The organism is Diplocloster agilis (assembly GCF_019042275.1).
Lineage (GTDB): Bacteria > Bacillota > Clostridia > Lachnospirales > Lachnospiraceae > Diplocloster > Diplocloster agilis.
This window is the reverse complement of sequence record NZ_JAHQCW010000029.1, coordinates 34523-48510: the sequence shown is the minus strand read 5'-3', so window position 1 is coordinate 48510 and position 13988 is coordinate 34523. Positions and strand designations below refer to the sequence as shown.

Below are 13988 nucleotides of genomic sequence, written 5' to 3'. Positions count from 1 at the left end.
CGCCCATTTATTTAAGCCGGAAACTGGGAACCTATGCAGTCTAATATATGTAAAATAAAAAAAAGAAACTGATTTTCGTTAAATTATAATCGTATGTAAAACTGGGTACCTCTACAGTATATTGAATAATTATAACATCACTTTATTGGGAATGCAAGATGACTTACTCCTTTCAAATCCCCTTTCAAAATGTTATGGTAAATACCGCGCCTTCGTACGCGCGCAGAAAATGAGGGCTTACCTGTCCGCTGTAATTTCCAATCAGAAGCGGCCCGCTGTTAAGTTCCGGGTCCGGAATCCTCAACTCTTTATCCGAATAATTACATAAGATCAGGTATCCCTTTGTTCCGTAAGTTCTTGTATATGCGAATATAGCTTCATCCTCCGGACACAGCAGCCTGAAATCCCCGTGCAGAATCACCGGATTGTTCTTGCGCAGCCGCAGCACTTTCTGATAAAAATAAAATACGGAATCGGGATTGGAAAGTTCTCTTTCGGCATTCACCGCTCTCCAATTGGCGCCAACACTGATCCATGGCGTTCCCTGTGTAAATCCGGCGCCCGCGTTATTCTCCCACTGCATCGGAGTCCGGGCATTGTCCCTGCTTACATGCGCCAGGCAGTCCAGCATGGCACGTTTATCCAAAGTCCCGGAGTCCACAAAGCTGTGATACGCATTCAGGCTCTCCACATCCTTGTACTGCCCGATATCAAAGAAACCCGCATTTGCCATCCCAAGCTCTTCCCCCTGGTAAATATAGGGGGTCCCCTGCATAAAATACAGACACAGGCATAACATCTTGGCGGAAAGATCCCTGTATTCCGGGAGATCGCACCCGAATTTGGATACCGCCCTGGGCTGGTCATGATTTCCCCAGAACAGGCAGTTCCAGGCCTCTCCCCTCATTTGTGTCTGCCATTTTTCAAATACCGCCTTTAAGTCCGGCAGACAGGGGGACTGCGTGGTCCATTTCCCATAGATACCATCCGTCAGGCCGGTATGTTCAAACTGAAATACCATATGCAGCTCCCCGCGGTCATAACCGGCATATTTTTTTGCGGTTTCCACCGTAAGGCCCGGACATTCGCCTACTGTCATAATGTCATAGCGGGCGCTCACTTGCCGGTTCATTTCCCTCAGATACCGATGTACGTTAGGCCCGTTTACGCAATAGGGCGACAGATCACCGTTTATTCCATCCGGCATCTGTTCCGGCTTCGATATTAGATTGATCACGTCCATGCGGAAGCCATCCACCCCTTTGTTTAACCACCACTCCATCATCTTGTATATTTCTGCCCGCACGGAAGGATTCTCCCAATTCAAGTCCGGCTGCTTTTTGTGGAAGATATGCAGATAATACATTCCCGTGGCAGGGTCCATTTCCCAGGCGGAACCCCCAAACCAGGAACTCCAGTTGTTGGGCTCATGGCCGTCTTTGGCTTCCCTCCAGATATAATAATCCCTGTATGGGTTATCCTTAGCTTTTCTGCTCTCCTGAAACCATGGATGCTCATCCGACGTATGATTTACCACCAGATCCATGATCAATTTCATATCCCGCTGATGAACCTCCTTAAGCAGTAGGTCAAAATCCTCCATTGTCCCGTAATCCGCGTGAATCGAGTAGTAGTCCCTGATATCGTATCCATTGTCAGCGTTGGGGGAATCGTAAACCGGGCACAGCCAGATCACATCCGCCCCCAATGTCTTAATATAATCTAACCGGCGGATAATCCCCCGCAGATCACCGATTCCGTCCCCGTTGCTGTCCTGAAAGCTTTTCGGGTAAATCTGATATACAACCGCATCTTTCCACCATTCTACCTTATCCAATCTGTTTATCCCCCTTAAAATATTTATGATATGCCGTGCTGAAATAATAGACATTTTGATATCCGACCATGGACGCAGCATCTTTCTCATCAAAGTGATACTCTTCGATTAAAGTCCTGGCCTTTTCCATACGCGTTTTCTGCAGGAAATCTGTAAAAGTATATCCCGTGGCCGACTTAAACTGCCTGCTCAAATATATATAGTTAATAAAATATTTTTGTGAAAAGTTCATCAGGCTCAATTCTTCCATATATTTGTCATTGACCATGGAAATAATTTCCTCAATGATCTCTTTCGTCGTAAGGCTTCTCTGGGCATTTACGATATTCCACGCGAAATCCAACAGACGGATTAAAAAGCGCTCCATTTCCCCAAACCATTCCAGATTAGGAATTATTTCATTGCAGTCTCCCTGAAGCGCCTCATTGATGTTGATGACCATCCCGTTATCCTGGCAGCAGCGTTCCAGACAGAAGGTAAAATCCCGAATCGCATTTTGCAGGGCGGGAATATATGCATATTCCATATCCTGAACCGGCCGGCAGAAAGCGGCCAGGATCTGGTCTCTTAAATCCCTTTTCGATACGATCATATCCTGCAGGCCTATTTTACAAGCGGACAGGTCCATATCCGAATGGGCCGTCCGTTCGATATTTTCATACCACACGATCTCTCCCCTTCCATGTACCAGATATTCCACCGATCGCACCGCATGATGGAGCGTTTGGGCAAACGTCCCGATCTCTGTGCTAAAGTGCCCGGTTCCGATTCTCACCTGTTCCCCGAATTCTTTTTTTATTTTTCTGAAATACTCTTTTAACCATTCGTTATAGACGTGGGTCACTCCCGCTTTTACCGGCAGCGGTATCAGGATCAATAAGCCAAACATGCCCCGGCCTTCATTGTAGGGGCGGATACGGGCCTTAAAGGGAGCCTCAAAACACAGATCATTCAGCCTTTTCTGGATCCCGCCGTCATATAGCTCCCCCTGGTCCTTCCCGACGCAGATCATGGAAACCCATAACCCGTTTTGGGGAAACAGGCGGCGATACATTTCGAAAAGCTCCCCCATTTGGCCGGCCGGCGTTTTCTTGATTGCCCCTACAAAGATTCTGTCGATGGGGTCTTTGATATTTATCTCCAGACGTCTTTTTTCATCCACCCGCCTGCAGGTCTTTCTTAAGATCTCTTCTAATTTGGAAGGGTCAATCGGCTTCAACAGATAATCCGCCACATGGGCGTGGATGGCCTGCTGCATATACTCAAAATTGGTATATTCACTAAGAACTATAATCTCACATTCATATCCTTTCTCCTCGATCAGCCTCAATAATTCCCTTCCGTCGCACACCGGCATTCTCATATCCGTTATCACGATATCCACCGGCTTGTCTTTCAAGATAGGAATGGCCTCTTTTCCGTTCCCGGCTTCCCCGGCAAGCACGAGTCCGAATGGCAGCCTATGTATCTCTTCCACGATACTTTGGCGAATAATCTCCTCATCCTCCACCACCAAGATCTGATACATCCTTATTCCTCCGTTCGAATGATAACTCTGATCACAGTTCCTTCATGGACATCACTGTCTATCTCCAGCCTCGCTTTTTTAAACAGCAGCTTAAGCCGCGCATTCAGGTTGGACAATCCGATATGCTCCGCAGGCGTGATCATCGTAATATCCGGCATAGATAATTCCTCCTGAAGCTTTATCAGGCTTTCTTTCTCTATTCCGTTTCCGTCGTCCGTCACTTCTATCATCAGGCAGCCTTCACGCATATAGGCGGTCACATAAATATGCCCCGTCTCCGTCTTATCCGCAAACCCGTGAACGATCGCGTTCTCTACCATCGGCTGGAGCGTCACCCTGGGTATCTGTTCGTTCATTAAATATTCCGGAATAAAGATCTGATAATCAAGCCTGCTGCCAAACCGGATCTTTTGTATGGCCAGATAATTTTCCACATGCGCAGCCTCTTCCCTTAAAGACGCCCGGAAATCAGACCCCCGGATATTGTACCGGAGGATATTCCCCAGAGCGTTTGCCATCGTAACCACATCGGAGACGCCGTGCAAAGCGGCCATACTGCTGATTGACTGGAGGACATTATAAAGGAAATGAGGATTAATCTGTTCCTGTAACGCTTTAATGATCGTGTCCCGCTGCTTGATCGCCATCAGATATTCTTTTTCTATGGAATCCTTTAAGTGATCCATTAACGAGTTAAATGCCTGCCCCATTTGGGCCGTTTCGTCCTGCCCGCTTATCTCAACCCGGTTGCTTAAGTTTTTAATTCCGGACGTATTCATCACGGTGGCCAGCTGCTCGATCGGCCTGCTTATGGTTCCCGATACATAGACCGTTATGGCCACAGACACTAAAATGATAATCACCGCCCCCAGCATAATGCCCGATGATACCGAAAGCGCGTCCGCTGTGTATACCGACTCCGGAATGAGCATGATAATCGAGCAATCCATGGCCTCGGCCCTTGCGAAAAGCCCCACATAGCGTTCTTTATCCCAATCCAGATCCCACGTGGAATTCTCTGTCCCCTCCGGCGGCTTCAGATCTTCCGGGAGCTGAAGGCCCGTTAACTGATTAGCCGTATCATATATGACACGGTTTTTAGCGTCACAGATCACCGTTCTGGCTGAGGGGTCCGGCTTCATCATTTCCGCCAAATGCTCCATTCTTGACAGATCCACGGTGATAAACATAGTTCCTTCCTCTTCAAAATGATACTGGGTGTTGATAATATTTCTTGCAATCGCGTATACCTCGGATGGGTGCGCGTTGTTGCGCAGCGGCATATGTTTATGGGTCGGAATCAGAATCTGGTTTTTCTCCCAGTCGCTGCCGTTTTGGATCAGATCTGCATATTCTTCGGGAAGTAATGCGTCCTCATAGGAAAGATAGTGCCCCGCCTCGTCTCTGGTCGTGTAGGTCAGGTATCCTTTTTTATCCACATAGATCATACTGTATACATCCGAACGGCTGCTGATGCAGGATAAAAATACGCTTTTTAATACGTCAAAATAGCTTCTGCTGCCCGCGAAGGCATCGTTTGACCGCTGCTGCAGGAAGTACTGAAAATTCTCGTTTAAGTAAATGGATAGATACAGATCGCTTAACTGTTCATACGAGGCCTCCATATTTTCAACCCCCACCTGCATCAGGCTCACATTTGTCCGCAGGGATTGTTCCCGTATTTTCTTCTGCGCCTGATACTGCGCGATCACCGCAACGAAGCTCAAGGACAGTATCATGAGAATCAGAACGGCGAACAGCATTTTATATCTTATTTTTTTAAACTTGATCCTTTTTAAAGTCATGGGGCCGATCCCTTCCTGCTCTGGTACCTTTGATATTATAATGGTATTATAACAAAACGCTGCCGTTTTTTGGGCATTTTGTATAACAAAGCTAAACCATTTCACAGCAAGGCTAAATGATTTTATTGTATACCGGATATCGGGCTCCTATAATGAAGTCATATTAGACAAAGGAGGTTCAGAAATGAAAAAGAAATTTGCCGCTTTTTTATCAATCTTATTGGTTGTTGGGTGCCTGGCAGGCTGCGGAAACGCCAAAAGCACGGAGGATACCTCACAAGCAAAGCCAAACGAACAGGACGCTTCCACGCCGGAGCCGGCGGCTAAAGAAGACGCAGACGCTCAAGCTTCCAAGGAGCCTGTGCCGATCCATCTCTTCCACCAGAAACAGGAGGCTCAGGAAACCTTTGCTCAAATCATCGAAGCTTTTCAAAAGGAATATCCTTACATCACGGTTGAACAGGAAATAGTAACGAATGACCCGGCTTCTATCCTGCGGGCGCGTGTCGCCACCGATGAAACGCCGGATATCTTTCAGGGAGCCCTCGACACCATGGACATCGCGAGCGGCGGCTATATCATGGATCTGGCCGGAGAACCTTTTCTGAATAACATCAATGAGGAGGTGTTAAGCGACTCTTCCTTTACAGACGGGGACGGTCATGTCTGGGCACTGCCCATAGACGGCAGCTGTGAAGGGATTTTTTACAATAAAGAGATTTTCCAGAAGTTGGATCTCACCCCTCCCACCACCTTATCTGAACTGGATCATGTCATTGAGGTATTGGAAAAGAACAAAATTACGCCCTTCGCTCTCGGTTTCAAGGATTCCTGGACCATCAAGCCAATCACGCTTGTGGTTGTATCACCGGCTATCTATGCCAAACAGGATGATTGGAACGAGTTAAAGACAAGCGGACAGTCATCCTTTGCGGATACGCCGGAATGGAAAACCACCTTTGATATCCTGAAAAAAATATACGACCACGGCAACACAAAAACTGCCTTTGATACGGATTACAACGGCGCCTGCAATATGATCGCCCAAGGCGAGGCCGCAATGATGGTGCAGGGTCTCTGGGCCCTTGAGCCGATCAAAAGTATTAATTCGGATATCAATCTGGGTATGATGGCCATGCCTGTTTCTGAAAACCCCGAGGATACGAAGCTGTTCCAATTCCCGGATTTTGGGCTGTCCATCTCAGCCAACACCAAGAATCCCGAAGAGTGCAAGCTGTTTCTGGAGTATCTGACCCGGCAGGATACCGCCTCCTTATGGTGCAGTTCCTCTATGCTCTTCTCCGCCATTAAAAATGTGTCGGTGGACTTCGATCCGTTAGCGGCCGATGTAAACGCATATATCGACTCCGGCATGATCTGTACGCAGGCGGACCGGGGATGGCCGACTGCTTTTCAGACGGAATATGAAGCTTCCTTATCGGAATATATCTTAGGGCACGATAGCTTAGAAAACATATTGGCAAGATTGGATACTGCATGGGACACCGCAGTGAAAGCCGCTCAATAAACAGGTTTCGCCTGCGAACCTCATCGCCTGCGGCGGGCCGCGTCGCAGGCGATTGCTATGAGCACGAAGCGGCCGTATTTTGGCCGCTTCGTGCGGTATTGCGCACACATGGAGGAGCTTATGAAATATATTAAATGGAAAAATAGCATCCTGTATTTTTTATTTATATTACCCGCTTTATTTTTCTTTTTCCTTTTTTTCTTATATCCTTTTTTCAGAAGCCTTTGGATCTCCTTAACGGACGCATACGGCTTCAACCCGGAAATACATTTTATCGGCCTGGCAAACTATTGGGAAGCCCTGTCGAACAAAGGGTTCCTGAATTCCATATGGGTAACGGTGAAATATACCGCTTTCGTCACTATTTTTGCCAATGTCTGCGCTCTTTTTTTCGCTTTGCTCCTCGATGGCAGGTGTGCGTTCAAAAAGTTTTTTCGGGCCGTATTCTTTCTGCCAAACCTGATGAGCCTTATCATCGTCAGCTTTGTCTGGGTATTTATCTATGGAAGCGTATACCGCTCTTTTGTTTCCGCTTTTTCTATACCGGAAGCGTGGCAGATCAGCTGGCTGGGCAATGAAAAAATGGCTCTGATCTCCATGGGTATTACCGCCATATGGCAATGCGCCGGTTACTATATGCTGATCTATATCGCGTCCCTGCAAAATATCTCTCCCGAGCTGATTGAAGCGGCCGCCATTGACGGCGCTTCCAAATTCCAGATTATCCGCAAGATTAAGCTTCCGCTTTTAGTACCTACCATTGACATAAACACGATTTTATTGATCACGGCCGGATTTAAAACCTTTGATATCCCTCTGGCCATGACATCGGGAGGGCCGGCAGGCGCTACTACCACAATTACCCTGCAAATATACAATACCGGCTTTCGTTCCAACCGTACGGGATATGCCGCCGCTCAATCGGTCGTTTTGTTTCTGATTATTTCTGTCATTACCGCTGTTTTGTACTTATTTCAAAACCGGAAAGGGGGCAGTGATTCATAATGAAGAAAAAAGTACCCAAAAATATATGTGTTACACTTGTCACTTCCTTCGCCGCTTTGATTTATTTTCTGCCGGTTTTTATAGCGGTTCTCAATTCCTTCAAGACAAAGGGAGAGATCCTTGCTTCCGCCATTTCTCTTCCCACATCTCTTCGGTTGGATAATTATATGACGGTTATGGAAACGGCCGACTTCATACATGTATTTTTTAACTCATGCCTCGTAACCGGAGGCAGTATTTTTCTGAATCTTCTGGTAAGCAGCCTTGCCGGGTACGCGCTGGCGCGCTGGAACTCTAAATGGTCGAAATTTTTAACTTTGCTGTTCCTCTCTTCCATGTTCGTGCCTTTTCATACCATTATGATTACGCTGCTGACAACCGCTAAAACGCTGAATCTGGCGGGGCATATTTACGGGTTGATTTTCATTTACTGCGGATTGCAATGTTCCATCCCTATTTTTCTTATTCAGGGCTTTGTCCGGGCGCTGCCCATTGAACTGGAAGAGGCGGCCAAAATAGACGGCTGCGGAATGATAAAGCTTTTTGGCATTATCGTCATCCCCTTAATCAAACCGATTCTTGCCACGATCTCTATTTTAAATGCCCTCTGGACATGGAATGATTATCTATTGCCCTATTTGATCCTGGGAAAGCCAATAACCATTCCGTTGAGCCAGATGTATTTTTACGGTCAGTATAATCAGCAATGGCACTTGATCATGGCAGGTTTCGTGGTATCCACCACACCGGTGATCATTTTCTTTGTCATCATGCAAAAACATATTGTAAACGGCATATCCGCCGGCGCTGTCAAGGGATAAAGGAGAGGCTGTATGAAGACATACGACAAAATGGAATACGCGGACTTTTCCATCCGGGAAAGCGACCGGATTTATATGATCGTCACCGACCGTTTCTATGACGGCGATCCCGATAATAACGGTATCTTGGGCCAGGAGTACCGTCCGGGTAATCTTTCTTTTTATCAGGGCGGGGACTGGAAAGGAATGATACAAAAACTTCCGTATATTAAAAAGATGGGCTTTACCGCCATATGGATATCGGCGCCCCAAGACAACGAATTATTCAGCCGTTCCGGAGACGAAGCCGGTTATCACGGCTATTATACGCGGGATTTTAACCAGGTAAACCCGCATTTTGGAACAGCCTGCGACCTTGCCGCCTTAGTTCAGGCATCCGCAGAGCTGGATATCAAAGTGATCCTGGATGTGCAGCTAAATCATACGGCCGATTATCTGCAATACCCGTCACGGACCTATGATCCCCCGGAATATCATCCGGCCCCTCCCTTCAATAATCCGGATTGGTATCACAACTCGCCGAACATTGTGGATTTTACGAATCCGGAAGAGAGGCAGAATTATAGTCTCGGGGGCTTGGACGATCTTGCCCAGGAAAATTCCGAATGTTTCCGGGCTTTAAAAGAGGCTTATTGGAATCCGGCCACTCAGGAGGGATGGTTTAGTTATGGTTTTGCAGGCTCCAGAATCGACGCCGTTTTAGAAATCCCCGCCAAATACCTGGAGGAATTCCAGAATTATACCGGCAAACCTGCCTTTGGGGAAGCTTTAACCGGATCTGTGGATGAAAATGCCGCGTTGGCAAAAACTTTATGGGGCATGCTGGATTATCCCCTCTATTTTCAAATGAATTATGTGTTTTGCCTGGGTCATTCCTGGGAAGGTATTCACCATATCTTTTCACAGGATCACAAATACCCCTGTCCCAACCGCCTCTTTACCTTTTTGGATAACCACGACCGGGCCCGGTTTCTGGCCAATGCCGGGGACAGCTTTGCGAAAATACGCCTGGCCCTTGCATTTATTTATGCCGCCCGGGGAATCCCGATCGTTTATTACGGCACGGAACAAAATATGGCGGGAGACTATCGATATTCCGAAGAAAATCTGAATAGGGTAAACCGGGAATCTATGACCGGCTTCTCAACAGAAACTACAACCTTTTTATATCTGGAACATTTGAATCATATACGGGAGGTGTTTACCGATTTATTTTCCAACGGCCGGCAAATCGAACAATATTTTTGTACCGATGACCATGTATATGCTTTCAGCCGGGAACTTCCCGAACAGGCGGAAGCGGTCCTTTGCATTTTTAATAATTCTCCCGTCAGACAGGAGCGGGTCCTGTTTATAAAGGGTGATGCAAAGGCATTTACTCCGGACAGCATATTGGCCGATCTGCTAAATTCCAATAACCGGGTGAGAATCCAAAGCTCCGGCCGGTATCCCTGCATTAGCATTTCCATACCCGCTTACGGCGCTATGCTCTTAAGCAGCAAATGTATTGAGAACTATATTCCCCCCGTATACCGCCAAACCATAATCCGAATCCATTACGACGCCGGATGGGGCAACCGTTTGACGATTCGCGGGAACTGCGCCCCTCTGCATTGGGATTTGGGGCAGCCGTGCGATAACATCAGCAATAACCTTTGGCAGTATGTTCTGGAAAGGCCGATTGAAGATCCTTTCCTGTTTAAAATACTGCTCAATGACTCCGTATGGGAAAATGGAGAAAACCATTGTGTTCGGGAAGGGGAGATAAAAGATATTTATGTGTCTTTTTATGATATCGGGTAGGTACGGATGCTAAATCTCACTCATATTTTTTCAAAACACGTGATTCTATATATTCTACAGAAGGCATTGTATCTTGTAACTTATTTAGTTAATCATCAAACAGGTACTTTAGCGGGGAAAAGTACCTGTTTCTTAACCGGCAAATATCTGCTGATTGAGTGGAATCTTTTTCTTCATATCTTTTCGCAAAGCAAACTTATTTTTCAATCCATTGACCAGATTTACGACTGCCAATACGTTCAATAATGCCTTTTTCTCTCAGCTCTTTTATAATTCTTCTTATCTGTCTTTCAGAATGATTCAGTTTTGAGGCAAGCTGTGCCTGCGTTATATGAGAATTTTCCCTTATTGCTTCTAATACGATTTTCTCTAAAGAGTCACCTAATAGGACATTTAATGGGTCATTTAATAGGACATTTTGATCTTTTAAAACTTCTGACTGTCTTAAAGGCGTAAATCTTACCATAATATCTTCTAAATGAATTTTATATTCCGGTAAAGGAACTCCATGTTTTTTGCATGCTTCACATATCTTTTCTATCCCGCGTCCCCATGTTTCCACGTATCCTGCCCGAAAAAATCCATTGGCAATATTTGGGTTATAAGGCTGTGAGCGATGGCGCTCCATCAATGTTTCAACTGTCCATCCTACTGGAAATACACAGTCATTACTGATATACACCGCATCTTCATGAATCCGGATCTGTATCGGAACTAACGCTGCATAATTAGCATGAATGATCGCATTATATACTGCTTCCCTAACCGCTGCCTTAGGAAGAGGATAAGTCTCAATTCTAGTAACATTGTCATAGGATATCATTGCTTTCATGTACTTCAGATAAATCAATTCGATGACCCTGTCTGCCTGTATAAATAATGAACCATGAATTTCGTCCTGATAACGCAGGTCAGAGCCCTCCCCAAAATATCCGATTTTGATATACGCACCTGTAACCCATTTTTCCGGGTTGCGATGAAACAAAAGAATTGCCGCACGTTTCAGCCTTCCTTGTTCAAAAAGGCCAAGGCTGTCCAAAAGCTGTCCATTACTCATATTCAGATCTTCTTCTGTCATACGTCCGCTCCGCAAAGCCTCCCGTCGAAAAATGTCAAAACTCTCTTTATCCAAATCCTCGACAGTAATGCCATCTACTGGGACCGCATCCCATTTATATCCCGTTTTAGACAATAAAAACTCTGTCAAAGCTGCGCCTCTGAGTAGCTGCTTTGTACTGCCGCTCCGATAGTGATATTCTCCTTTATAATTTACCGGATAACTGCTGGGATTCACACAAATTTCAATATAATCCTTCCCATCTTGTGTCAGCAGATTCACATCCACAATGATGCCAAGAATATCCCGCACTTTATTGGGTATATCTTCGAGCAGCTTTTTGCTGTCCGGCACTCCGATAACAACGCCGTTGTCATCAGTTCCAATATAAATCTTGCCCCCCTGAGCATTTCCAAAACCGCAAATCCATTTTAAATACTCATCTCGCCAGGATTCTTTCCATTCTATGTTTTGGTTTTCCGCCATGCATTTTCCTCCCATCACAGATCAGAAATCTTAATGCTTTGAACATTATACCACAGCCCCTCTAAGTTTTGAATCTCTGCTGCACCTTTGAGAAAAAACATTTGTCTTTAGAGGGAACCCCGATAATATACCCATAATCCAGTAGGAGGATATCTGCCTTAATAATACTATTTTAAAGAACTTCCAAAGTTCCTGATCTCATTTAACTTTTCTTTTGATCCATTTTCATATCCATGAGCAGTAAAAACGCCCATATTTTCAAGACCCAAATAATCCAGAAAATCTCCCTGATAGGAGAACATAGCTCCGTCGTACATCTTGTCGTCTCCGGAACTTAAAAACATAGCTGCTTTCTTCAAATGCGGCGGCTTCAGCGGATATGCCGCCGCATAGAAACGATCAATGGCACATTTTAACTGTCCGGAGATTCCGTGATAATAAATAGGTGAGGCCACGACAAGCATTTCCGCCTCTTTCAGCAGGTCGTAGATTTCCTGCATATCATCCTTTTGGATACACGCACCGTTTCCTTTCGTATGACAGTATTCACAGGCGAGACATCCTGTAATTTTCTTTTTGCAGACATCTACAATATCCACCTGATGTCCTGCGGACGCCGCACCCTCTGAAAAGGCGGTAATCATTTTCATGGTATTTCCCTGTGGCCTTGGGCTGCCGTTTAACACTAAAATCTTCATCTCGTTACAATCTCAACCGGCACATCGAATATCTTTGCGACCTTTAATATGGTGTCAATATGTCTGCCCGCTGCGGCTGCGAAATGATGCGTCGGGCCGCATTCGCTCCAGCGGGTAACGAATTCCCGCGCGCCGCAGGTGAAGCGGGTTCTCATATTTGTATCTCCGAAAGACAGTATCTTGCCCTCTTCATTGACACCCTCCGCGGCAATGAATTTGAAATGACCGTCGCCGTCCTGGGTAATAGCCAGATAGGTAACGGGGCCTGTAAACGGATAGAACTGCGTCAGGTATCCGCCGCCGCTTTTGCCATGAAATACCTCAACAATCTTCATCGTCGGTTTCTTTTCTGAAATATCCGCGTCCCCGGAACCGCTGTGTCCGATAATGGCAATATCATCGTTGAAATCAATGGAATACATTTCCGCCAGCTGGCCTGTTCCAGATATGGTTTTCAGGATGCTCATTGCCATCGCCACCTTTATATCTCCCTCCACAGCGCAGGCAACACCCTGTTTAATCAGCATGGAGAAGGCAGGAATCAGCATACTGTCAAGGACGCCCGCCTGGCCTTTCGCAAATCCGTCATAATGCGATGCGATCAGCCCCAGTTTTTCACGTTCGCACCACTGCTCAAAGGCTATGACATATCTTGCCATATCCCATACCATTTCGACGCTGCCGCCGCCCTCGATATCAAAGGTGTCAAGAATCTCCTGTGCTTTCCCGCGGATTGCCTCTTCATCGGTGACAGAATCGGCAATTACCCACATCTTCTCCCAATCGAACTGCTTGGTATACAGGTTCATCCGTCTGTACAGATTGGATTCATCAATATATAAATCCATCATGCCGGGGTATGGTCTGCCGATCTGCGCGATGTTGGTATCCCGGAATCTGCGCCTCGTCTGTGCGGCGCGGCACCAAGCTTCCATTTCCGCCTGAACTGCCGGATCGCCGCTCTCGACAACACCGGTGATAACCGCGTGTCTCTTTCCGAAGCGTTCCAGATCCGCCACCATTTCACCGACAGCGCCGCAGGCGTAGCCCTCTCCAAGCCATGAGGCAATATCCGTGTGGTCGTAGTCGAGCGCTCTGAGCTTCTGAACATTGACAAGCACCACGGGGACATCCAGATCCTTTACCGCCGGAAGCATATTATACGATGTGGCATAAGTGAGCAGCTGTAAAAACACCAAATCCACATCAGCCGCACGAAACAAGTTTCCGGCCGCTTGTGACTGCTCTTTCGTTGTAACGATACCGCCGTCAATGATTTCCACCGCGCTAGGAATTGAGTCCTTGAATGACGCATTCTGGCTTTCAAATTCCAGAACGAGCGAAGGAAACTGCGGCAGATATGCCCCAAGAGCTATAGAAAAAACGCCTATTCTAGCTTTTGTGTCTACTAACATATTTT

10 protein-coding genes are annotated in these 13988 nt (G+C 46.4%); 4 read left to right on the top strand and 6 right to left on the bottom strand.

The features are described 5' to 3' along the window. Positions 1–184: 184 nt before the first annotated feature. The 3 genes from KTH89_RS16365 to KTH89_RS16355 are packed head-to-tail and all read right to left on the bottom strand — an operon-like array spanning position 185 to position 5170. Positions 185–1837, bottom strand: a complete 1653-nt coding sequence (locus tag KTH89_RS16365; protein ID WP_238722410.1) for a glycoside hydrolase family 13 protein — start codon at positions 1835–1837, stop codon at positions 185–187. After that, entirely contained in the window at positions 1830–3365 is a 1536-nt protein-coding gene (locus KTH89_RS16360) for a response regulator (RefSeq protein ID WP_238722409.1), read from the bottom strand. Before KTH89_RS16360 ends, KTH89_RS16365 begins: the two co-directional genes overlap by 8 nt. Positions 3366–3367: 2 nt before the next feature. After that, positions 3368–5170 (bottom strand): cache domain-containing sensor histidine kinase, encoded by a 1803-nt coding sequence (locus KTH89_RS16355; protein WP_238722408.1) that lies wholly within the window; start codon positions 5168–5170, stop codon positions 3368–3370. A 184-nt stretch (positions 5171–5354) separates the two neighbouring features. On the opposite strand from KTH89_RS16355, the gene KTH89_RS16350 reads away from it, so the two are divergent. The 4 genes from KTH89_RS16350 to KTH89_RS16335 all read left to right on the top strand — a co-directional run bounded on the left by KTH89_RS16350 (position 5355) and on the right by KTH89_RS16335 (position 10327). After that, entirely contained in the window at positions 5355–6698 is a 1344-nt protein-coding gene (locus tag KTH89_RS16350; protein WP_238722407.1) for an ABC transporter substrate-binding protein, read from the top strand. A gap of 120 nt (positions 6699–6818) precedes the next feature. Next, entirely contained in the window at positions 6819–7703 is an 885-nt protein-coding gene (locus KTH89_RS16345) for a carbohydrate ABC transporter permease (RefSeq protein WP_238722406.1), read from the top strand. Continuing rightward, positions 7703–8524, top strand: coding sequence for a carbohydrate ABC transporter permease (locus KTH89_RS16340; RefSeq protein WP_238722405.1), 822 nt, complete (start codon positions 7703–7705; stop codon positions 8522–8524). Before KTH89_RS16345 ends, KTH89_RS16340 begins: the two co-directional genes overlap by 1 nt. 12 nt (positions 8525–8536) lie before the next feature. Then, positions 8537–10327, top strand: a complete 1791-nt coding sequence (locus tag KTH89_RS16335; protein WP_238722404.1) for an alpha-amylase family glycosyl hydrolase — start codon at positions 8537–8539, stop codon at positions 10325–10327. Positions 10328–10523: 196 nt separating this feature from the next. On the opposite strand, the gene KTH89_RS16330 is transcribed toward KTH89_RS16335, so the two are convergent. The 3 genes from KTH89_RS16330 to KTH89_RS16320 all read right to left on the bottom strand — a co-directional run bounded on the left by KTH89_RS16330 (position 10524) and on the right by KTH89_RS16320 (position 13983). Further along, complete coding sequence (locus KTH89_RS16330) at positions 10524–11870, bottom strand: ATP-binding protein (protein ID WP_238722403.1); 1347 nt, start codon at positions 11868–11870, stop codon at positions 10524–10526. Between the two features lie 167 nt (positions 11871–12037). Further along, complete coding sequence (locus KTH89_RS16325) at positions 12038–12568, bottom strand: flavodoxin family protein (RefSeq protein WP_238722402.1); 531 nt, start codon at positions 12566–12568, stop codon at positions 12038–12040. Next, positions 12565–13983, bottom strand: a complete 1419-nt coding sequence (locus tag KTH89_RS16320; protein ID WP_238722401.1) for an arabinose isomerase — start codon at positions 13981–13983, stop codon at positions 12565–12567. The genes KTH89_RS16325 and KTH89_RS16320 overlap by 4 nt, the downstream gene beginning before the upstream one ends. Between the last annotated feature and the right edge of the window lie 5 nt (positions 13984–13988).

What these genes read in the sequence shown, in the direction of transcription:
- KTH89_RS16360 (WP_238722409.1), bottom strand. Translation starts at nt 3,365, where the DNA reads ATGTATCAGATCTTGGTGGTGGAGGATGAGGAGATTATTCGCCAAAGT.
- KTH89_RS16355 (WP_238722408.1), bottom strand. Translation starts at nt 5,170, where the DNA reads ATGACTTTAAAAAGGATCAAGTTTAAAAAAATAAGATATAAAATGCTG.
- KTH89_RS16350 (WP_238722407.1), top strand. Translation starts at nt 5,355, where the DNA reads ATGAAAAAGAAATTTGCCGCTTTTTTATCAATCTTATTGGTTGTTGGG.
- KTH89_RS16345 (WP_238722406.1), top strand. Translation starts at nt 6,819, where the DNA reads ATGAAATATATTAAATGGAAAAATAGCATCCTGTATTTTTTATTTATA.
- KTH89_RS16340 (WP_238722405.1), top strand. Translation starts at nt 7,703, where the DNA reads ATGAAGAAAAAAGTACCCAAAAATATATGTGTTACACTTGTCACTTCC.
- KTH89_RS16335 (WP_238722404.1), top strand. Translation starts at nt 8,537, where the DNA reads ATGAAGACATACGACAAAATGGAATACGCGGACTTTTCCATCCGGGAA.
- KTH89_RS16330 (WP_238722403.1), bottom strand. Translation starts at nt 11,870, where the DNA reads ATGGCGGAAAACCAAAACATAGAATGGAAAGAATCCTGGCGAGATGAG.
- KTH89_RS16325 (WP_238722402.1), bottom strand. Translation starts at nt 12,568, where the DNA reads ATGAAGATTTTAGTGTTAAACGGCAGCCCAAGGCCACAGGGAAATACC.
- KTH89_RS16320 (WP_238722401.1), bottom strand. Translation starts at nt 13,983, where the DNA reads ATGTTAGTAGACACAAAAGCTAGAATAGGCGTTTTTTCTATAGCTCTT.